Consider the following 22,598-nt stretch of genomic DNA (forward strand, 5'->3'; position numbering starts at 1 on the left):
GGATCAGGCCAGGGCCATGTTCTCCGGGGTGGCGCACATCCACACCACCTGGGTATCCCCGCGATGGCCACGGTGAAGTTCGTCCATGAAGGCCGCCACCCCGGTTTCCGGCGAAATCAGGCCGATCCCGCGGCGCGCGTATTCGCGTTCCAGTTCGGGCGACACCATGCCGTGGCTCGCCCAGGGGCCCCAGTTGATCGAAACCACCCGGCCTTCCATCTGGCTCTGCAGCGCGTGGGCGATCTTGTCGAGCACGTCGTTGGCCGCGGCATAGTCCACCTGGCCGCGATTGCCGAAGGCTCCGGCGACGGAACTGAAGAAGACCACGAAGCGCGTATCGCGGCGCAGCTTCTTGGCCAGCACCAAGGCTCCCGAAACCTTGGTGTCGAAGACCCGCTCGAAACTCTCGCGGGTCTTGTGGCGCAACAGTTTGTCTTCCACCACACCCGCACCGTGGATCGCACCGCTGATCGTGCCGTGCCGGTCGTAGACACCATCGATAAAGGCCTCGAAGGCCTGGATGTCGCGCACGTCCACGGCCGAATAATGGACCTTGGCGCCCAGCGCCTCCATCCGTTGCAGGGTTTGCTCGATTTCGCGCCGGGAGAGGACGCTCTTGAGTTCGGCTTCGATGACCGAAGGCACGGCTCCTTGGTGGCGCTCGATCAGGAGGCGGCGCAAGGCCTGGGGATCTCGTGCCGCGGCCAGTTCGGCGTCCTCCGGCTCGGTGGGTCTCCGGGAACGACCCACCAGCTCGAAGGTGCAGCCATAGCGCCGAGCCAGGTCGATCGCGATCTTGGCGGTGATCCCGCGCGCACCACCGGTGATGATGATGACGCTGTCGTGGTCCAGCCCCAGGGACGCCACTTTCGCCGCCACTTCGTCCGTCAGGGGGGTGGGCACGCACTTGAGCGCGCGGCGGTTCCCCTGTTTGTAGGCGACCTCGGTGAGCGGGTTGTCGGCGAGCAGTTCGGCCTCGAGGTAGCCGGCCAGATCCTCGGCCGACTCGCCCAGGTTCAGATCCACCCAGTGGGCGCGAAGCTCCGGCCATTCCTTGGCCACCGATTTCACCAGGCCGGCCATGCCGCCTCCGCGCGAGAAATCGGCGCCCGGGCTGGCGGCGTCGCCCCGAAAGTGTCCGAAGCGACCACCCAGCCCGCCAGCCGCCAACAGGTACCCGGCGCCGTTGATCAGCAGGGTCCGAATCAGTTCGAAGCATTGCTTGATGTCGGTCACGAACGCATCGGGCGCCAAGCCGGCGAGGTGGATCAGGCCGTCGACGCGCCCAAAGCTGGCGGGCACCTTCTCACCGAGGGTGATGATGCGCACCTCGGCACCGTGGCGCACCAGGCGATCGCCCAAAATCGGGGCCAGGCCCAGGGTGTCGTCGGTGATCAGGAAATGCTTGCCGTCGAGGCGGTGATCTCCCTGAACCACTTCCGGCACTTCGTCGACCGCGAGCAGGTAGCGCGACATTTCGGCCCGTGTCGCCGCATCGCGCATCGCCGATGACGGAATGGGTCCTTCGAGCGAACCGGAATGTGGCTCGCCGGCATCGCCGGTGTCTTGGCCCGCGCGTTCCTCGAGCCAGCCCACCATCGCGCCCAAGGTCTTCATGGAGGCCAGGACCTCCATCATCGAGTCGCGCCGGCCTTCGCCGACCTTGCCGAAGCCCAGTTGCTCCGCCAGTTCGCCGACGATCTCCAAACGCTTGATCGAGTCGATCGAGAGATCCGCTTCCAAGTCCAAGTTGAGGTCCAACACGTCCTCGGGGTATCCCGTCCGTTTGCTGACGATACGCAACACCAGCGTCGCGACGCAGCGTGTCTTTTCCGGTGGTGCGACCTGCTCCGCCTGTTCCGCCACGGGCTCCGCCGCGGGAACCCGGTCCAGCAGCCAGTCGAGCATCGCCTGGAGGGTTCGTTTGGCCGCGAGCTGCTCCATCAGGGCGTCCTGATCCGCTTCGAACTGGCCCGAGAGGCCGAGCCGGCGCGTCAGTTCGCCGATGATCTCGATGCGCTTGATGGAATCGATCGAGAGGTCCGCTTCCAGGTCCAACCCCAGGTCCAGCATGTCCTCGGGATAACCGGTGCGCTCGGCGACGATCGTCAACAGGGTCGCCTTGGTGTCCAAGCTCGGCGCCATCGCCTTTGCGAGGTTCGCCTTCGCGAGGTTCGCCTTCGCGAGGTTCGCCTCTGCGTCAGGCAGCGCCGGTGCGCCAAACTCGGCTTCGGCGGAGATCATCGCCGCACTGGGCAGTGCCGGGGCGGGCGTGGCGCCCAGGTAACCCAGCATCACTTCGCGTCCGGCGTGAACCAGGTCGCGCACGCTTTGGAGGTAAGCGTGCACGACCTGGTCACGTTCGGACGGATGCGCCGGTACCGGCGCTTGGCCCGAAGTGCCGAGGGACAGTGGGTGGGACAATATTTGAAGACCGTTGACGGGAAGAGGGCCGTCCTTGGGGCGCGCCACCATGCCGTCGACCCACCAAACGGAGCGCGGCAGGTGTGCCGGTCCCTGACTCAGGTCCAAGACTTCGGCACCGCGTTCCTCGAGCACCGGCTCGATCCGCACGGGATGGCCCAAAACCGCCAATTGGCCAAGCGTGCGCAAAAGCTGCGGAAGTCCGGGCTCGCCGAGTCGATGGGTGGCCAGACAACGGTGGGGTTTTCCTTCGAGGATCCGGCCAACCAACCCGGTGAGCACCGAACCGGGACCGACTTCCACGAACAGGCGTGCACCGGCTCGGTACATCCGCTCGATTTGCTCCTGGAAACGAACCGGGCTGACCAGGTGACGCGCCAGCAGGTCCACGATGGCCGCGGGGTTTTCGGGATAGGGCCGGGCGGTGGCGTTGGCGTAGACCGGAAACCGCGGCGCGGCAAACGCCCGTTCGAGGCAGGCATTGGCGAACGCGGTTTCGGCTCGGGCGATCAGCGGACTGTGAAAGGCGCAGGCTACCGGAATTCGCTTGACCGTGTAACCGTGGTCTTCCAGCAGGACCCGGGCGCGGTCCACCGCGTCGGTCGCCCCCGAGATGACGGTTTGGTTCGGAGCATTCTGGTTCGCGAGCGCGATGCCCTCCAGGTCGTCGAGAAGATTTTCGAGTTCGGCCCGACCGGCGACCACGGCAGCCATGGTGCCGGGATCGGATGGGGCCGCATCCAGGATGCAGGCGGCCCTCTGGGCGCTGAGGGTCAACAGGTCGGCGCGCGACAGGGCATCGGCAACGGTGAGCGCCACCAACTCGCCGTAGCTGTGACCGCCCGCCATCTGGGGTTCCACACCGAATTTTCGAAGTAGATCGGCCATCGCCAGGCCGGTCATGCCCAGGACCGGTTGCGCCACGCGGGTGTCGGTGACGGCCGCCTGCTGGGCGGCACGCCGCTCCGAATCGTAGGCGGCAGGTGGGAACAACAGGTCCACCCATCGGGCGCCTTGTTCCAGGATCCCGTTCAATTCGGGAAAGGTGACGAACAGATCGCGCAGCATGTCCGGGCGCTGAGTGCCCTGACCCGGGAACAGGTAGGCGATCGGCTTCGGTCCGGCAACGCCATCCGTCGCGGCGTCCGTTTCGGCCTCGAAACGATTGACGTCCGGCTCCGCGCGCAACGCCTTGCCCAGGGCTTGGCGCAAATCGTTCAGGTCCTCGGCCAGGAACGCCACTTGGACCGGTCCCTCGCCAGAGCATGCGGCGGTCAGCGCCAAATCGCGCAGGCGAAGCGGCACATCACCCTCGAGAAATGCGGCCAAGGTCCGCATGTGGCGCAGCGCGACCTGACGATCGCCGCCCCGAAACAGGAACAGTTCCACCGGCCACTGGCCGCCCACCTCGGGTTGGCGACCAGCTTCGGGTGCCTGGGAAAGTACCGCGTGGAAGTTGGTACCGCCGAAGCCGAATGCGCTGACCGCCGCGCGGCGACGCTCACCGGGCCATGGGCCCGCGGCGTTCGCCAGCACGAAAGGACTGGCGCCCACGCCGTAGCCGGGATTGGGTTCGCGAATGTGCAGGGTCGGCGGCAGCACGCGATGGTACAGGGATTTGGCGCATTTGATCAGACCCGCGAGGCCGGCCGCGCATTTGGTGTGACCGATTTGGCTCTTGACCGAACCCAGGGCGCAGCTCCGCGGAAGGGCGCCGCCGTCACCGAACACTTCGTGCAGGGCCTGCAGCTCGGTGCGATCGCCCACGACGGTGCCGGTGCCGTGGGCTTCCATCAACCCCACTTCGCCGGGCAGAATGCCCGACATGCGGTAGGCTCGGGCCAGGGTGCGCGTCTGGCCCTCCTTGCGCGGCGCGGTCAGGCCCAGGCTCTTGCCGTCACTCGCGCCGGCGATGCCGTCCAGTACGGCGTAGATTCGATCGCCGTCCGCCTGGGCGTCCGCAAGGCGCTTCAGCACCACAACCGCCACGCCTTCGCCCAGCACGATACCGTCGGCCCCGCTGTCGAAGGAACGGCAAGCCCCTTTGCGGGACAAGGCCTGAACGCTGGCGAACATCAAATAATCGTTGATGCCGTTGTGGAGATCGGCCCCGCCGACGAGCACCATGTCACTGGTGCCGCTCATCAGTTCCTTGGCGGCCAGTTCCACCGCGGCCAGCGAGCTGGCACAGGCCGCGTCGACGGTGTAGTTCACCCCGCCCAGATCCAGGCGATTGGCGATACGTCCGGCGATCACGTTGGCCAGGACCCCGGGAAAAGAATCTTCGCTGAGTTTCGGCAATGCGGCATCCAACTCGGGTGGGATCTCGCCGAGGTAGTGCTTGAACAGGTTGCGGAACCCGTAACCGGCCGAAAGGTCGGTGCCCGATTCGGCGCCGAAAATGACCGAGGTCCGTTCTCGATCGAATGTGCGTTCGGCATAACCCGCATCGGCCAGGGCGCGACGCGCCACTTCCAGGGCCAGCAACTGCACCGGTTCGATGGCCGCCAGCGATTGCGGCGGAATGCCGTAGACCAGGGGGTCGAACGGAATCGGATCGATGAAGCCTCCCCACTTGCAGCCGGTCTTGCCGTCACTGCCGGTACCCTGTGGGTCGTAGTACTGGTCGACCCGCCAGCGGGTCTCGGGCACTTCGGTCACCGCGTCTCGGCCGTTCACGATGTTGGCCCAGTAACTCTCCAGGTCGGACGCGCCGGGGAACACGCATTCCATGCCCACGATGGCCAATTGCATTCCATCCGAGGCGGGTACCTCGATGAGCTCATCGTCGATCTTCTCCAGCAGGCGGGTGCCGTCCTCGCTGACCCGACGGTGCAGTTCCGCCATCGACAGCGTGCCGCGCTGCATGGCCGCGACCTGGCCGATCATGTACATGCCCTCGGATCGCCTGCGTTGCACGTCCACCGAGATCAGGTCGTCGCCACGGCGTTCGATGCCCTTGGCCGCCAAGCGGAGGCGACCCACATTCAGGTTTTCCAGGGCCTGCCAGATTTCCTGGGCGTCCTTGTCCGCCTCCCGCAGGCAGGCCTTCTCCTGCTCGAAAGCCGTCACGTAAGGCGTGTCCAGACAGCGCGTCGTATGGCCCGGCGCGGTTTCCAGAAGGACGGTTCGCTCGCCATCGAGCACTTCGCGCTGGTAATCGGCCAGGACCGCACCACTGGCCACCGCTTCGTAGGTCGCGATGTAGGCCGATCCCATCAGCACGCCGACGGCGGCGCCACGGGCGGCGAGCGGCGCGGCCAGTGCGGCGACCATCGAGGCCGAGCGCGCATCGTGAATGCCACCGGCGAACAGGACACTCAACTCTTCGGGCCGCGGAAAGGCGAGCAGCCGCTCCACCTGCTGATCCCAGAGGCCGAAACTGGAACGGGGCCCCACATGGCCGCCGCACTCGCGACCCTCGAACACGAACCGGCGTGCGCCGTCCTCGAGAAACATGTCCAGCAAGCCTGGAGCGGGCACGTGCAGATAGGTCCGAATCCCGGCCTCCTCGAAGGGACGCGCCTGGGAGGGCCGCCCACCGGCGATCAGCACCGCTGCCGGTCGGGTTTCCAGAATCAAGCGCTTATGGATGTCGCGCAAGGCCGCGGGCGCAAATCCGAGAATGCCCACACCCCAAGGTTTCTCGCCCAAAAGCTCGCGGGTCTCCAACAGAAGGTCGCGCGCCTGGGTCTCCCCCAACAGAGAGAGCGCCAGGAAGGGCAGTGCGCCCGCTTCGGCGACCGCGGCCGCAAACGGCGCCGTGTCGCTCACGCGGGTCATGGGTCCCTGCACAATCGGGAACCGGGTGCCCTGCGCTCGTGCGAAGGGGCTTCCCGGCGCCAGGGAACGCAGGGCGCGCGCCTGGCGCAAATGACCGCGAATCCCCTGCTGAAACCCATGAACCAGGTGATCCACGGTTCGGTAGGTCGCGGCGAGCGTTTTCGCCAGGCCGGCTTCCTCACCGATGGGGGCGAATTGGGTTTTCGGATCTTCCCATCCCAACCGGTCGCGAATCTGCTCGGGCTCGAGTTGCGCGGGATCCACCTCGGACAGGCCGGCCTTCGCCAGAACGCGGTACCCACCGTACACGCGGGTTTCACCACCATCCAGGGTTTGCAGCAGCTCGCGCGCCGATGGCGGCAAACTCGATTCGCGCAGAAGGCTCAACTGGGTGTCGAGCACCACCCCGGCGGCACCGGCGGCGACGGCCGCGGCGGCGCTGTGACGGCCGATGCCACCCTGAGCATAAATCGGAACCCGATGGATTTCCGCAAGCAGGCGCTGCAAGAGAATGAAGCAACTTTCGTCGCCCACCGAACCGCCGCTCTCGTTGCCCTTGGCGATCAAACCGCAGGCGCCGCGTGCCACGGCCTGACGCGCTTCGGCCAGGCTCTTGACCTGAACCAGGGTGCGGTGGGTGAACATGAAGGGTTCCCAATTGCAGGTCACATCGGCCACGACCCATTGCCAGTTGCGGGCGTGTTGCGGCAGGGGTGGGTTCAGGCCGGGCGAAAGGCGAATCCCGAAGGGGGCGGTGGACTTTCGCGCCATCTCCTCGAGGTGGCGGGGCGCGTTATCCGGATCGCGCCCGAGATCGAGAACCGCCAAAGCGGGTGTGTCGTTGAGGGCCAGGGCCAGACGGAGATCCGGTACATGAAGTGGCGTCATCCCGATCAACGAATAGTTGAACTTTTCCCAGCCAGTATTACTATGTTTTTTCATTTCTTCAAAGGCGATATCTGATTTTTTGGACATCTCTCAGTCTCCTCGAAAGGCACAGGCAGCCCAACCGGATCGACCCATTGCATGTGCTTCGTAAATCATTCACGAAAAACACGCACAATGAGATTACTTCGAGTATCACAAGCCAATGATACTGAACCCGGTATGATTCGAACTGCCTTTTACCGTAGAATTGACGGCGAGCATATAATGTGATTGAACTATTCGTTCACAAAAAGATAAATGGAAGATGGAAGGCGCCGAAGCAAGCCGAGACATCGCGTTCGCGCAACGGCCTCGGCGTGAGCCACGATACAGCTCTGGTTTGTCGGTTGTGAGGCATGCTGAGTGGGACACGCCAAGCGAGGCGCGCTGAGCGCGTCACGCCATACGAGGTGAGGAAGATCCGCGAAGGTCCACGAGGTCATCGACAAAGGAAGAAGACGCGCGGAGGTGGGCAGATCACACCGTCGGCCGCAATCCCGGCAAAAGCCATGGACATCAGACTTGGACGCGGCCGGATGGGTCCTTGTCGCGCGGGTGGGTTCAACCCCTCGGCGCGACGCGTGACGATTTCACGCTCGTAGTGCCGGCGTATGTAAGTACCGCAGTGGAACCAGATCGAGTGGGTCGCACGCGTTGACGACTGGCCGCGCGAACGCTCGTGAACTCGCCGCCTGGGCGCACGGATCCAGCCGGTGTCGAACGGGAAAAAAAGGCGGCCGGGTGATCAGGAGAATGAGTCGGCTCAACAGTAAAGACGCGACAGCGAACGGTCGCTGGAGGCCGGGAAGTCCCTGCGGATGGACGTATCCAAAACTGGATCGAGAAAACGATCGCCGTTCCGGTGCGGCCAAGAGTTTCCGGACGACGACAAACATGATGCGGGACATGGTTGCGAAAAGGACAAGCGACAAACGGTGACGAAACATCATAATATCCCCTCAATGGAACCGAGTTTCCTGATAAAGCAAGAAGATGGGGCCAAAGGAAACAAAAAGGGATAGAAGCGATAGAAGGGAATGGCGCTATATGCTGATACGCAATGAATGAATAGGCGGAAGACGTGACTTGGAAGTGAATCAAAAGAATGCAAGTGATGCGATATGGATAGAACCGAATCAAGGACAACTTGTATTTTAGTTGTTGACCAGAAAGTTCAGCAAAAGACTTTCCAAAGAGAAGCACGTCTTGATTCGTATTTTCCGGATTCCCACGAAACTTTTCAAATCAAATTGTCGCGAACCGTAGAAATCCTGCAGCGAGATACCGTCGATGTCGCGAATGGTGGGAAAACGGCGCATGAACGGTAGCCCCGAGCTGTAAGATGGCGAATGTTCCGACACTGTGTTCAAATTATTTCCGGATCAAAACAAATTAACTTCAGCCCATTCATCCACGACAACCGTATCGCTCCCCGAAAATCATTTGTTTTACTCAGATGTCAAGTACCTGTCGCAACTCGAGCCCCTGCTCACGGGAAACGGATTGCCTGCACGCAGATCCAGGCGATGGATAGCCCACAAATTTGCTGATTCGTCATCAATACGGCGCCCCATCTCATTGCGAAAAATAATGATCAATGCGAAAATTCATTAAAACCATCTCTTTTGTCCGTTCCAATCACGCCGAGCGGTTCAAAGCCCTTCCATATGAAGTAGGCACCTCATGTCACCGACCGAAATCCTGGATCGATATCACCAGTGCAGTGGCCGCACCAGCGACGTGTTTCCATTTTGGCTCCATGCTTCGGGCCAGTGCTCTTACGAGATGTTGGTCAACCGAACGTCCGAAGCACACACCGGCGACGCCCGCATATTGGACTTGGCCTGTGGCGACGGCTATTTCCTGAACCTACTCTGGGAAAAGGGCTTTCACCATCTGACCGGGTCCGACCGCAGTGGTGCGGAACTGGAGGCGGCGCGGGAGCGGCTGACATCGGCGGTACGCTTGGACCGCGCCGACGCCCATCGGCAGCCCTACGACGATCGCTCGTTCGACCTGGTCACCTGCCACATGGCGTTGATGCTCATGAAACCGCTGGCGCCCGTTTTGACGGAAATTGCCCGCATTCTGAAAAGCGGAGGACGGCTCATCGCCCTCGTCCCCAGGCCACTACTGGATCCGGTGATGGATTGCTATCGCGAGGCATTGCAGACGGTTTGCGCCGAAACCGGCCTAAAACCCCTTCAGTTGGGCGATCCCCAATTGTCCCGACGCAACGCCGCGACGCGGCTGCTGGAGGCGTGCGGCCTGGGTGGCGAAGTGAGGCTCGAAGACCTGGTCGTTCAGAGGTCGGGCTCCGTGGAAGCGCTATGGAATGCCATGGCAGCCTCCTACGACGTGTTCCGGCTGCCGACCACGGCCCGCACGCGATTGCGCCAACGGGTATCGGCCAAGTGGCGCACCTTGTCGTCCGACGGTGATTCCCTGACCTGTCGCATGGGTCTGCGCCTGATCACCGCCGTCCGAATGGAAGGGCGAGACCCGAGCCCGCAATGATTGCGTTCAAGGCGTTCGAAGTCCATCGCACCCTTTTCCAGGGAAGGAACTCGATCGTGGTGAGCGCCTCGTGCAAAGCGACCCGGAAACCGGTGATCCTCAAGATCCTTCGTGAGAATCGAGCCTCCCCCGAGCGGATCGCGCGTTTCCACTTCGAATTCGAACTCACGCGCGAGCTGTTCTCAGACAGGGTCATCGAGGCCCAATCCCTGGAACACGACCGGCACTACTGGTTCCTGGTGTTGGAGAACTTTGGCGGAAGCTCGCTCGATCAGCTCGCCCTGGCCGGCGGTCTCTCGATCGGGGACTTTCTCGACTTGGCCCTGAAGATGGTAGACGCATTGGCCTTCATTCACAGCCGAGGTGTCGTCCACAAAGACGTCAACCCCGCAAACGTGGTCCTCAATCGCGACACCGGCGCCCTCAAGTTCATCGACTTCGGGATTTCCACCCGCTTGGCATTCGAGCAGGCCTCCTTCGACAACGTGCATCGATTGGAAGGCACGCCGGCCTACTTTTCACCCGAGCAAACGGGTCGCGTCGCCATCGGCCTCGACTACCGCAGCGATTACTATTCGCTGGGGGTGACGTTCTACCATCTACTCGCGGGAAGACTTCCCTTCACCGACGGAGACATGGCCGCCCTCGTGCACGCCCACCTGGCCCGCGACCCGGAACCGTTGCACCTCCTGAATACCTCGACGCCCGCCATCCTGGCAAGCATCGTGGCCAAGCTGATGGCCAAGGACCCGACCCACCGTTACCAATCGGCGGCGGGTCTGCGCACCGACCTTCTGCGGTGCCGCCGTTCCTGGAAATCGAAGGGCGTGATCGAACCCTTCCCCCTGGGCGAGCGCGACCTGCCTATCCGATTCCAAATTTCGACGCGCCTCTACGGCCGCGAACGAGAGCTGGCACGGTTGCAATCGGCCCTGGAGGGCGTGGAGGCCCGGGAAGCCGACCTGTTGTCGATCCCCGGCTACTCGGGGGTCGGCAAGACATCCCTCGTTCGGGCGTTGTACCGACCGCTCACCGAAAAACGCGGCCTGTTCGTCTCCGGCAAATTCGAGCAATTGAGCCGAAGTCGACCCTACCATTCGCTGATTCAGGCATTTCGCGGCATGCTGAATCACTTGCTGGCCGAACCGGAACCCGTACTCCATCGATGGCGCCAACGGTTCCGGACGGCCTTGGATCCCAACGGCATCCTGCTCACGGAGGTCCTCCCCGAGCTGAAGCGGCTGACGGGCGCATTTGCGCCCGTGGAAGAACTGGAACCGGGGAAGGCGCAGGCACGCTTCAACCTCACGCTGCGACGATTCCTCGAAACGTTCCTGGCGCAGGGCCGCCCCTTGGTCGTGTTCCTGGACGACGTGCAATGGGTCGACGGGGGTTCGTTGGACTTCCTGGAAAACCTGCTGACGTACAGCCCGCCCAAAGGGCTGTTGTTCATCGGCGCCTATCGAGACAACGAGGTGGACGGCACCCATCCATTGACCCTGTTCATGGATCGCCTGAACCGCGCGGGCAAGGCCTTGGAGCATATCGCCTTGCAACCGCTGACCCTGCGCGACACGGCTGAACTGATCGGCGACAGCCTGCACCGATCCGAGGACGAGGTGGGCGACCTGGCCGCAACCGCCCACGCCCGAACCGGCGGCAATCCCTTCTTTCTGAAAGCGGTTCTCAAGGACCTGCACGACCAAAAAGCGATCTACCTGTCCCGTGACAAGACCCGCTGGATGTGGGACACCCAGGCCGCCATCGCCAAAGACATCACGCCCAACGTACTGGCACTGGTGGAGAAAGAGTTGCTTCGCCTGCCGGGAGATGGTCGCGAGGCCCTTCGCTGCGCGGCCTATTTGGGTCACCGCTTCGAACTTCGGATCCTTGCCGCGATCCTCGATGTCCCACGGGGCGTTGCACTGGACCGGCTCTGGCCCGCACTGAACAAGGGACTGATTCTTCCCCTCGACGATGGCTACAAGCTCGTCGGTCGCCGCGGCGACAGCTCGGCCCCCGATCGAACCATCTCCTTCAAGTTCGCGCATGACCGCATTCAACAAACGGCGTACGACCTGGTTCCCGAACCGTCTCGAGCGGAACTGCACTGGCGAATCGGGCAATACCTGCGCAAGGAAGAGGGTTTGACCGGATCGGCTTTTTTCGAAATGGTCGATCAACTCAACCTCGGCGATGGGGCAGCGCGGCGCGACGAGCGCATCCTCCTTGCGAAACTCAACTTGGATGCAAGCCGCCAAGCCAGGGCGGCCGCGGCTTTCGAGCCGATGTACCGCTATGCAGTCCAAGGCCTGCGGCTCCTGGACCAACGAACGGACCGCGCTCAGCCAGGCCGATCCTTGGCATCGTTGCCGCCAGAGGAGCAGGTCACGGCCCAGCTCCTGTACGGCGAAGCGGTGGAGGCCGCATTTCTGAGTGGGCTTTTCGACCGGCTCCCCGATCTGGTGGAGGCACTGCTCGGCCGGGTCGACGACCCCTCGGTCCGCCTCAAAGCCCACGAGACGCTGGTCCAGTATTACCGAACCCAAGGCGATCACCGCACGGCACTCGAATACGGCAGCCGGATCCTGGCGGAGCTGGGCGTGACGCTGCCGACCGAGCCCGACGCCGGTTACCTGCGACAACGCTTGAAACGCATCGAGGATCTCCTGATCGATCGGCCCATCGCACACCTGGCCGAGCTGCCCCAGATGACCGACCCGACCAAACTGGCCGCGATGCGCATTCTCGACCAGCTCATCCTGTGCATGGGCTCGCTTTCCACCGATTTGTATCCCTATGCGCCGGTCAACCAGGTGCTGCTCTCCATCGAACACGGCAATACCGACACATCGATCAACGCCTACTGCTTTTACGGCTGCTTCGTATGTGCCGCGACCGGGGATTACCAGGCGGCTTACGCATTCTACAAACTCTCGATGGCCCTGATCGACAAGCTGGGCGCTCGCCGGCACGAGCCCAGTGTCGCCAATCAGGCCGGTCTCTTCATTCGCCCGTTCAAGGAGCCGATCCCCGCCATCGCAGCCGATTTGGAGGGCCAATACGAGCGCGGCCTGCAGCACGGCGACATACATATCAGCGTCAACTCCTTCAACACCCAGGGGGCGGTCTTGTTTGCCGGCGGCCGCAACCTGGATCGCGTGGTCCAGGTGTTCTCCAAAAGCGAAGAGATCCTGCGCCGCTGGAAGAACGACTTCTTTTTGGAGTGGCAGAATTTCAACATGCAGGTCGCAGTCAATCTGCAGCGGGCCTGTGCCGAACCCTGGCGGCTCAGGGGGCCCTTTTTCGACGAACAGGCCTACCACCAACGCCCCGACACTCAAAAGAACCACATCACCCTACTCCTGGCGAGTGCCTTCGGAACCATGCTCCGCTTCCTGTTCGGCCGGTTCGACGCGGCTGCCGCCACCGCCCTACCCCACGCCGATACCCACATCGTCGGGGTCGGCATCGCCGCGACGGTGCTCGCCACCTTCCGCGCGCTCGCCCACCTGGCACTCTGGCCGAACGCGGCACCCGATCGACGCGAAAGCCTTTGGGCAGCCATCACCGACGATTTGGAACGGCTTCGGCGCTGGGCCGAGTCCTGCCCGGGTAACTTCGCGGCCTCGGTCCACTTGATCGAAGCCGAACGGGCACGCGTGCTCGGCCGGGATCGGGAAGCGGGCGAGGCGTACGACGCGGCCATCGAATGCGCTCGAGCGAGCGGCAATTTGCTGCACGAGACGCTCGCCTTCGAACTGGCGGCCCGCTATCACCTTCAAAAAGGCCGGGAGCGTCAAGCGGCCTATCATCTGCGCGATGCCCATTACGCCTGCCATCGGTGGGGAGCCCGATCCAAAATTCGCCACCTCGAAGCCACCTATCCCCATTTGCTGGAGGCCCCTACGCCCCATCTCCACACGTCCGACCACACCACCGTCGACATCACCGGCCAGCAGGATTCCGCCCTGCTGGACCTCACCGCCATGGCCGAGGCCGCCCACGCCATTTCCGGGGAATTGGCGTTCGACCGGCTCCTGCCCCAGTCGCTGAAAACCCTGGTGGCACACGCGGGGGCGCAACGGGGCTCCCTGATTCTTCGCGACAACGACGCACCGGTATTGCGGGCATCCTTCGAAGCCGACACCCGAAACGGGTCGCGGTTGGACAGGGCGGCCATCGAACATTGTGGGGAAAGGATGCCCGTTACTTGGGTCCGGTTCGTTTGGAACACCGGCCAAACGCTGACCTCGGAACACCGGCAGGATCGAGACACGCCTTTGGACGGCGATCCCTACGTGGTGCGGGTCGCCCCAAAATCACTGTTGGTGACCCCGATCCTGCTCCAGGAGCGCATCATCGGGATCCTCCATCTGGAGCACCGAACCTGCGCCGGCTTGTTCACGCTCCCGCGTTTGAAAGTCATTCGCCTGCTTTGCGCTCAGGCGGCCATTTCCATCGAGCACGCCAATCTCTACCGCGACATGGAACAACGGGTTTTCGAACGAACCGAAGCGCTCGAAGGCGCCTTGGACCGGCTCGAGGCCCAACATCTGGACCTCAAACGAGTGCAGGGTCACCTGGTCCATCACGAGAAAATGTCGTCGCTGCGGCCCTTGACCGCCGGGATCGCCCACGAAATCAACAATCCCACCTGCATCGTGGACACGGTCAACCAGAACCTGATTCGCGACATGGGCAAATTCAGGGGCGAACTCCTGGAGATGGCCGGTGAAGATGCCCCGGCCGAGATTCTCGATTTCCTGAAGAGACGGCTGGACGGTTTTGTGGCCGGCCTCGCCAAGATCGACAATGGTGCCCGGCGCATCCGGAACCTGGTCGAGGACCTCAAGACCTTCACGCACCACGACGAGGCCGAGGAGAAGCGGGTGGAGCTCGTCTCGGGGTTGCGCGCGACCGTGAACCTGGTTCGCTCCACCTTGGGACCGAACATTCGGCTCGAGTGCCGATTCGATGCGAACCCCGTCCTCGAATGCCGGCCGGGTCAGTTGGATCAGGTGTACCTGAACTTGTTGATGAACGCCCAGCAGGCGCTGGCAAGGCGTTGGGGCTCCCAGCCGGACGGCACGCTCGTCATCGCCACCCGGATGGACCGCGACGAGGTCCACATCCGTTTCGAAGACAATGGTTGCGGGATGGACCCGCACACCCGGGCGCGCATATTCGATCCCTTTTTCACCACCCGGCCGGTGGGCAAGGGTACGGGACTGGGATTGACGATCGCCTACGGCATCGTTTCCGAACATGGCGGACGGATCGAGGTAGACTCCATCGAAGACGAGGGGACCACGATCACCGTGGTTCTGCCCCTGAGGGCGAAGCAGGGGCCGGCACCGGAATCCTCGCCAGAGTGAGGGTTTCCGCAACCCTCTCCCCTCAACCCGGGCCGTTTTCTTGCGGTAGAGGGTCCTCGTCAAAATAATCGTCGGGTCCGGGATCGAACGTGTAGCATCGCGCGGTGGCAACGACGTAATCCTGGAGCGACAGGGTGCGATTCGTGGCTTCTCGGCCACCACCCAAGGACGTCTCGAACGGCGACGGCCCGGAGCATAGGGTTCTTTCTGCGGGTGATTCAGGCATTTCGTTCCTCACGTCGTGGGTTTTCGGCAAGGGCCAGGAGATGGCCCGGGCAGCGCGTCGGCAGTCGGCAGCCGACGTTTCGCGGGCATTTCATTTTTGAATCTGTTCGATCGTCCGCTCCGAGAAGTTCCCCGTCGTGACGAGGGTCTTGAAAAAGGGTCCCACATCCTTTGGCTCGTCAAACACCGGCTGCGTGCCCATGCCCAAGGCACAGCGAATCTCGCGGGACTCCTTCTCCAGTTGACACCGCAATGCTCGGTCATCTCGAACAAGCTGCGCCAGGGCATCGAGCAACGTCGCGAAGATGGTCAGGCCCATGGCGAACTTGGGAAGTAGCGACCAGGATTTGTTTTTGGACCGATCGCGGCAGAGCACCGGTTCGACGCCCGGCAAGAAGACCCTTTGATAAATACCCGAGATGAAATCGTCGAGGGGATCGGGCCCAAACGCGGGCCTGAGAAGCACCTTCTCGAATGGGGGGATCGACAGCGGCAAGGGCACCCATTCGACCATGGTGTGCAGGACGGTGTCGGATCCGACATCGTTCATGACGCCATGATCTCTCGCCTCGAACACGATGAAAGCCAGATAGCTGTATAGGGTGGCCTGCACCAGGTGAGGAATGAAGAACGTGTCGAAGACTTCATTGAGTGCGAGTCCCGCATAACCCCAAGCGTGCCGGTAGCGCCGATGCCAAAGCAACATTTGCGACATCGCCAGACTGGAACTGTTGTAGAAGGCCCCCGCTTCGAACACCTGTTCGAGCATCTTTCGCTTCTGCACGAAGGCGGTCAGCATTTGGGCGATGAAAACCTGGAGATCCTCCTCGAACTGTCGTGAATCTCGAGTGGTGAAGGATTTCAGGAATTGGACGCCAGCCAGGTAGGCCAGCCCCCAGGGATAGAATGCACCGCAATATTTCAGGGCCCGCTCACTTTTGCTGAGAGCGGTTGACAATCTCTGTTCCGGTATCTCTGATCCGGAACTGCCGAACAGGAACGCTCTCATATTGACGATGCAGGCCGCCAGGTGGGCATTGGCCCAGATGTAATCGGGGCGAATCGCCACCGCCCGTTCCAACAGCGCCAAACTCCCTTTATAGTAAACAACCCGCATTTTGGCCGCCCCGGTCAAATCCGAGGGAGAAAACCAACTGTTGGCGATGATTCTGAGATATTCGCCAAAATGGGCCAGCGACCATGCGTCGTCCGGCTTCGCGGATACCGCTTGACAGACAAAGTCGATGTACTCTCGGGCAAAGTCCCAAACGGCTTCCGAGTAGACCATGGTTTCGGTATTGGGCAAGAACTGAAACGCTTTCAACACGACCTGCAAACCGGCATTCCCTATATGTGCCGCCAACCATCGATAACGTGCCGGTGCTGGCCTGATTAAGGTTTCGTCGCCTCCCGGCAGGACCAGGAACATGGGGTTTGGTGGCATCCCCAGATTCATCGCGATTTGTATGGCGGGAGGGATCCGAGATTTGATCCGATCTTCCCGATCGTCGTCCTCCTTCAATGCAGGAACGGGCTTCAATGGAGGAACGGGAAGGATTACGAGTGCGAAGCGATCCGGGGATCCTGCCTTGAAAACCGCGATGGGGTGCATGGCTGGATCGGTAATGTCGGGCGCCACCGCCGCGATGAGCGGAACCAGCGGGGTCGGCATCTCCGTGTAGCCCTGTTTCCGGGTACTGTCTACCAGATCGAGCCAAAGACAATCGGTGACCTGCGCTTCTACCCAATACTCTCCTGCGGAGGTGAAGTACTCCTCCATGATTTGTTGATAGCTCAGGAGCGCATTTTGCCACAGTTGATTCTTCTCGTAATTGATGCCTATTTGGAATTTATCCAACAAATTCGGCGAAGCGGAGTTACCAAAAGCTGCCTGACACGGATTCATGACATCGGTTCCTTTCGATCCATATCTGAAACAGGTCGCATAGGGCAAGCGGAGGCTACATCAAAGGGTCTGAGAGAATCGAGCCGCCATCGAGTTTTTTCCGTAAAATCCAAAACTCACACAAGCTATGAATGATCAAATCATGTTGATGAAATTATCAAACTGGAAAAATCATTACTTAGCACAATCATTCATTTTTGCACAAGAAATTATTTGACCTTCAATCGGATCTCTCGCGAATGCAAGAATAAGCTGAATCAGGCCCAGCACAGGCCTTGTCTCGTCTCATCCACAAAACCGGCGCCTCCGCCTCGGTGGGTGATTCGTTCCAACGGGTGCCTTCCAATTGGCGGTTTCGATTTGGAGGTGGCTCCAGAATCCCCGCTCGCAGCGGTGTTTTGGGCCAGGTCCGTTCCCGGATCACGCCGACAGGAGTTCCACATGCCCCCAACGCGGGAGAATCCCACACCGGTTGCCGCCTCCGAAATCCAGCGTTCGAGAAAACCCGAAGAAACCCTCCGCTGGATTTCGCCCCACTTGAAAGCCGTGGGCATCACCCGCGTAGCCGATCTGACTCGGTTGGATTCATGGTTGGGGTTTCACGTTTTTTGTGCGGTTCGCCCCCGCGGCGTGCTCCTACAGAGCACCACCGGCAAGGGAACGACGGCGCCAGCCGCGACCGTTTCGGCCTTGATGGAGGCGACCGAGCAGTTCCACGCCGAAAGCGCCGATCACCGACGGTTTCGCAAGCCGAATTCGATCCCGCGAGGGGCCGCTCGATGGCGGTCCCCCGCTTCCGGCAAGGGGCCCCGCTTTATGGCCGGTAGCGCCGAACGCGAGATCCATCCCTGGGTCGCGGGTGAAAACCTGCACGACGGGGAGCGGCTGTGGTTGCCCGCCTCGCTCGCCTGGTTTCTGGAACCGACCCTAGTGCGAACCCACACCAACGGGCTCGCCGCTGGGAACGATCGGCCGGAGGCGACCTTGCACGGACTCTACGAATTGCTGGAACGAGACGCGGTTTCCCGGTTGACGGACGGATACAGGATCCATTTCGGGGACAGGTGCCGCGCGATCGATCCGACGACGATCGAGACACCCTGGCTGGCAACCATCCGCGATGCGATACGAGAAGCGGAGGTGAAGCTCATCCTGCTGCGGGTGCAGAGCATCGTTCCCGTCCACACGTGCTGGGCGGTCTTGTTGGATCGACGGCCACACCATCGCGTGACCGCCTTCCAGGCCGGTTACGGCACCCACACTTCGCTCGAGGTTGCGGCGGCGCGAGCGATCGGTGAAGCGGTACAGGCGCGCTTGACGGCCATCCACGGCGCCCGTGACGATTTGCCCGACCAAGCGGTCTTCAGCGATCGTGACGCGGCGTGGAAAGGCCCGGCCTACCGCTTCTTCGAGGCACTGCGGCCGGATATCGACTGGCACCAGGCCACCCGACTTTCCACGGGGCCCGATTCACACTCATCGGACCGGGTATTGGCCTGGATGCTGGACGCCCTCGCCGCAGCCGGCCACGACAAGATATACAGAATCGAGTTGACCCGACCGGAAATCGGCGTCCCGGTGGTGAAAATGATCGCCCCGAGCCTGCGATACCGCCGTTCCCTGTTCTGACCGAGTCGGCCTTGGACCGCGAATGCTTGCTACCTCAGGTTTTCCGTCCCGAAAAGGTGGGATGCAGCCTCTTGAAGAGCCAGAGTTTGGCGGCGGCCCATTCCTCCTTGACGGTGGTTTTCGAGATCTCGAGGATTTCGGCCGTTTCCAAGATGTTCAAACCCAGGATATAACGCAGGGTCACCACTTGGGCGCGGCGTGGATTCCCTCGTTCCAATTCGCTGAGTGCCGTGTCGATCGAAAGCAACAGGGCCGGGTCCACGTGGTGGTGACCCGAGGATTCCGAACGGAGATCGAGGAAATCGTCATCCAGGGAGACCGTGCCCTTCCCGCGTTTTTGGGCGGTCTTGGCGCGAATGTGGTCGACGATGAGATCGCGGATGATTCTACTCGCGAACCAAAAGAACTGCTGCCGATTCAAGAAGGACAGGTCCCTTTTTTTCACCAGCTTGAGATAGGCCTCGTTGACGAGTAAGGTCGGCTGAAGCATGTCGCCCCGCATCGAGAACCCGCTCAAATGACGCCGAGCCTCCCCATGGAGGTAGTCGTAGAGCTGGCCCATCAAACGGTCCAGCGCGGCGCGCTCACCCTGGCCCCACTCTTCCAAAATTTTCGTGATGCCAAGGGGCAAGGCTTCCAAGGGATCGAGCTGGGGGATCCGACGCTTCTGCATTTCGCGCTCCTGGCTCGGACTCGTTTCATACCGGTCCCGAAGAACCGCCTTCGGGTTCACGGACTCGGACGGTTGTGGCCATCCTGTCGCACTCCCGTTACGGCCGGGTCACCGCGAGTCTTTCTCGACCGAACCTGAATGCCGAATCGACCCATGATCAAAGAATCGGACGGGTACAGCATCTACAAAATAATCATCGAGTTGCGGGATAATTAAAAAATAAGGAAAATTAAAAATCAACCCAAAGTTATCTTGCGGAGCCCTGTATGAGCGATTCATCCCAACGCCCAGCCATCGAGGCCCTTTTCGATATCGCCATGAACCTGGAGGATGCCGCCCGTCAATCCTATCTGGATCTCGTCATCCACGGTGACAAGCAGCTTGGTTTGGAGCTCGAAGAGCTGCTCGAATCATGCGGTCGGTTCGGAGATTTGCTGGAGAGACACCGCCCGATGGGTCACCTCGCCGACAGGGGTCCATCCAAAGTTTTTCCCCACCCGGACGCAACCGGTGAGCCCTTGCTCGAGCATGGGCGATTCGACCGGAGTGACATCGACACCACAGCCGATTCCCCTCCGACCGGGGCCACCGAAACCGGGGATGGGCAACCGTCCCAGGCCTCATCGGACATCCCTTTGCCCGATCGCATCGGCCCCTTTCAAGTGTTGAAGCTTTTGGGCCGTGGCGGCCAGGGCAGCGTGTACCTGGTGCGACAGAAGCATCCGGAGCGGGTCATGGCGCTCAAGCTCGTCAACCCCATGGCCGCCTATCACATTTCACCGGCGCGTTTCCGACGGGAGTATCGCATTCTCTCTTCCCTCGATCACCACCACATCGCGCGAATTTTCGAAGTCGGTAAAACCCAGGCAGGGCTCCACTATTTCACTATGGAGTACATCGCCGGCAGCACCATCACCGAATATTGCAGCCGGCACCAACTCGACCTCGAGGCCCGCCTCGAACTCTTCGACCAAGTTTGCGACGCGATCGAGTACGCCCACCGCAAGCTGGTATTGCACCGCGACATCAAGCCCCAAAACGTTTTGGTCACCGAGGTCAACGAGCGCCCGGTGGTCAAGGTCATCGATTTTGGGATCGCCAAGGTCCTGCCCCAAGCCGACTGGTCCCGAGATTTCCAGACCCAGGCAGCCTGGGTGGGCACCCCGCTGTACCTCGGACCTGAATCCTTTTTAGGGACATCGCCCGATATTCGCGGTGACATTTACGCCCTGGGCATGTTGCTCTACGAATTGGTGGCGAGGGTTCCCGCTTTCGATCTTTCACGTTTTCAAGGCCTGCCCCACGAGGAAGTGATCCGGATCCTGCGCGACGAAGATCCGCCGCGCCCCAGTTCCCACGGCCGTGCGAACGGTAGACAGGGCGCGGGTGACGATTTGGATTGGATCATCATGAAAGCCCTGAACAAGGAACCCGATCTCCGCTATGCCACGGTCGCCGACCTGCGCGAGGACTGTCGCAACTACCTCGCCTGCCGACCGGTGGCCGCCAAGCCGCCCAAATTCTCCTACCTCCTGGGCAAATTCCTGCGCCGCAACAAAACGTTGGCCGCTTCGGTTTCCAGCATCACCCTGCTCGTCATCGTGGCTCTGGTGGTCACCCTGCTGGCCAAAAACCAGGTGGAACACGCATTGCGCCGGTACCAAAACAGCTTCCAAACCCTCGAACGAATTCTCACCACCCCTCACCAGTTGGGCGTCCATACGCGCGTGATCGATCTCATACACGAATCGGATCCTCATCTATCACAGCCATTCTCCGATGACCCGACCCTGGAGGCCGATCTTCGCGTCCTCTGGGGCAACACCTATTTCGGCCTCGGCCTCTACGATCGGGCCATCGATCAATTGGAGCGCGGCCGGATGTTACGCGAGCGGGAAAAGGGCAGTCACCACCCCGAAACACTGCGCGTCCACTACTACCTGGGCCGCGTGCTGGCACGGACCGGCGCCGATCCCGAGAAGGCCCATCGGCTGTTGTCCCAAACGTACCGACACCAGAATGCTCGAATGGGCATGACCCCGGAAACGGTCGAAACGCTCACGGCCCTCGCCTACCTCATGTTCGAGCGAGGTCGCAGCGAAGAACTGGAAGCCCTCTTGGAAAAAGCCGAATCGGAAATCGCCGGCATGCCGCCCACCGTCGCCAAGGCCAAATGCCTCAACGTGCTGGCCACCTCTCTCCACGCGGGTCGAAATAGCGCCGAACCACGGTTCCGGGAGGCGCTGGCCATTCAACGACGCATACTGGGCGCCGACCACCACAACACCTTGGCAACCGCAAGCAATCTCGCCAATCACCTGCGCAAACGCGGCCAGTTGACACACAGCGAGACACTCTACCGCCAAGTGGTCCAAGCCCGCACGACCAAGTGGGGACCCGACCACGACCGCACCCTGATGGCCCGTCAGGGACTGGCGATCTGTTTGGCGGACATGGGCCGCTTCGCGGAGTCCGAATCCTCCCTGCGCGCGGTATGCAGCGGTTTCGAAAAAAAGGGGAATCCGGTGCGCCTGCTTTCCGCCCGCGCATCGCTCGGCATCGTCCTGCAGAAGAGCGGCAAGCTGGAGGAAGCCTCCGTTCACAACAAAGAACTGTTGAAAGCCTATCGCGAATTGGCCCCGGATTCGGCGCGAGTCCACCAGCTTCAGGTCAACCAGGCCGATCTGCTGATCCAACTGAACCGGTTCGAAGAAGCGCGAACCCTCATGGTGGAGACCAAAACGTGGTTGGCGGCCACCCATGGTTCGGGCGATCCGGTAACGATCGCCGCACAAGTCACATTGGGACAGGCTCTCGAAGGACTCGGAGCTTACGGCGAGGCGGAGCATCATTACGCACAGGCACTCGCCACCTTGCGTCAACACAACCCGTCAAGTCCCGAACTCCCCTACTACCAAGCCATTCGAGGATTCAACCTGGATAACTTGGGTCGAGGGAAAGAAGCCGGCACGATGATCTCGGGAGCCCTCGATCAGGCTTCCCATCCCTATCGCGGGCTCATTCTCGACCTTTTACAGCGGCTCCGGGAGCGCCAGGGACAATCCCGCCACCCCAACGATTCCGACCGCGCCATGCCCTCTCGGCAATGAAAGCCCGGCCACGATGACCGGGCCGA

The 22,598-nt window shown here is 61.7% G+C and carries 7 protein-coding genes; 4 read left to right on the plus strand and 3 right to left on the minus strand.

Going from position 1 to position 22,598, the window contains the following annotated elements; translation table 11 throughout:
- Positions 1-3: 3 nt before the first annotated feature.
- A complete protein-coding gene (locus J3U87_RS08425) occupies positions 4-7,182 on the minus strand; it encodes a type I polyketide synthase (RefSeq protein WP_237382598.1) in 7,179 nt (2,392 codons plus the stop codon).
- A 1,635-nt stretch (positions 7,183-8,817) separates the two neighbouring features.
- On the opposite strand from J3U87_RS08425, the gene J3U87_RS08430 reads away from it, so the two are divergent.
- Together J3U87_RS08430 and J3U87_RS08435 are read left to right on the plus strand one after the other, a co-directional pair.
- Entirely contained in the window at positions 8,818-9,651 is an 834-nt protein-coding gene (locus tag J3U87_RS08430; RefSeq protein ID WP_237382599.1) for a class I SAM-dependent methyltransferase, read from the plus strand.
- The gene (locus J3U87_RS08435; RefSeq protein ID WP_237382600.1) at positions 9,648-15,029 is read left to right on the plus strand and encodes a trifunctional serine/threonine-protein kinase/ATP-binding protein/sensor histidine kinase; all 5,382 of its coding nucleotides are present in this window, start codon (positions 9,648-9,650) and stop codon (positions 15,027-15,029) included. The genes J3U87_RS08430 and J3U87_RS08435 overlap by 4 nt, the downstream gene beginning before the upstream one ends.
- 316 nt (positions 15,030-15,345) lie before the next feature.
- Here J3U87_RS08435 and J3U87_RS08440 read toward each other — a convergent pair whose 3' ends face one another.
- Positions 15,346-17,160 carry a hypothetical protein gene (locus tag J3U87_RS08440; protein WP_237382601.1) on the minus strand — a complete coding sequence of 605 codons (1,815 nt, stop codon included), beginning with the start codon at positions 17,158-17,160 and terminating at the stop codon, positions 15,346-15,348.
- 441 nt (positions 17,161-17,601) lie between these two features.
- Between J3U87_RS08440 and J3U87_RS08445 the strand changes: the two genes are divergently transcribed.
- A complete protein-coding gene (locus tag J3U87_RS08445; protein WP_237382602.1) occupies positions 17,602-18,789 on the plus strand; it encodes a YcaO-like family protein in 1,188 nt (395 codons plus the stop codon).
- Between the two features lie 34 nt (positions 18,790-18,823).
- On the opposite strand, the gene J3U87_RS08450 is transcribed toward J3U87_RS08445, so the two are convergent.
- A complete protein-coding gene (locus J3U87_RS08450; protein WP_237382603.1) occupies positions 18,824-19,462 on the minus strand; it encodes an ECF-type sigma factor in 639 nt (212 codons plus the stop codon).
- A 266-nt stretch (positions 19,463-19,728) separates the two neighbouring features.
- Between J3U87_RS08450 and J3U87_RS08455 the strand changes: the two genes are divergently transcribed.
- Positions 19,729-22,572, plus strand: coding sequence for a serine/threonine-protein kinase (locus J3U87_RS08455; RefSeq protein WP_237382604.1), 2,844 nt, complete (start codon positions 19,729-19,731; stop codon positions 22,570-22,572).
- Positions 22,573-22,598: the final 26 nt, after the last annotated feature.

Origin of the sequence: Sulfidibacter corallicola, assembly GCF_017498545.1 — a bacterium.
GTDB lineage: Bacteria > Acidobacteriota > Holophagae > Acanthopleuribacterales > Acanthopleuribacteraceae > Sulfidibacter > Sulfidibacter corallicola.

Coding starts and splice junctions, on each gene's coding strand:
- J3U87_RS08425 (WP_237382598.1), bottom strand. CDS start 7,182: ATGTCCAAAAAATCAGATATCGCCTTTGAAGAAATGAAAAAACATAGT.
- J3U87_RS08430 (WP_237382599.1), top strand. CDS start 8,818: ATGTCACCGACCGAAATCCTGGATCGATATCACCAGTGCAGTGGCCGC.
- J3U87_RS08435 (WP_237382600.1), top strand. CDS start 9,648: ATGATTGCGTTCAAGGCGTTCGAAGTCCATCGCACCCTTTTCCAGGGA.
- J3U87_RS08440 (WP_237382601.1), bottom strand. CDS start 17,160: ATGAATCCGTGTCAGGCAGCTTTTGGTAACTCCGCTTCGCCGAATTTG.
- J3U87_RS08445 (WP_237382602.1), top strand. CDS start 17,602: ATGCCCCCAACGCGGGAGAATCCCACACCGGTTGCCGCCTCCGAAATC.
- J3U87_RS08450 (WP_237382603.1), bottom strand. CDS start 19,462: ATGCAGAAGCGTCGGATCCCCCAGCTCGATCCCTTGGAAGCCTTGCCC.
- J3U87_RS08455 (WP_237382604.1), top strand. CDS start 19,729: ATGAGCGATTCATCCCAACGCCCAGCCATCGAGGCCCTTTTCGATATC.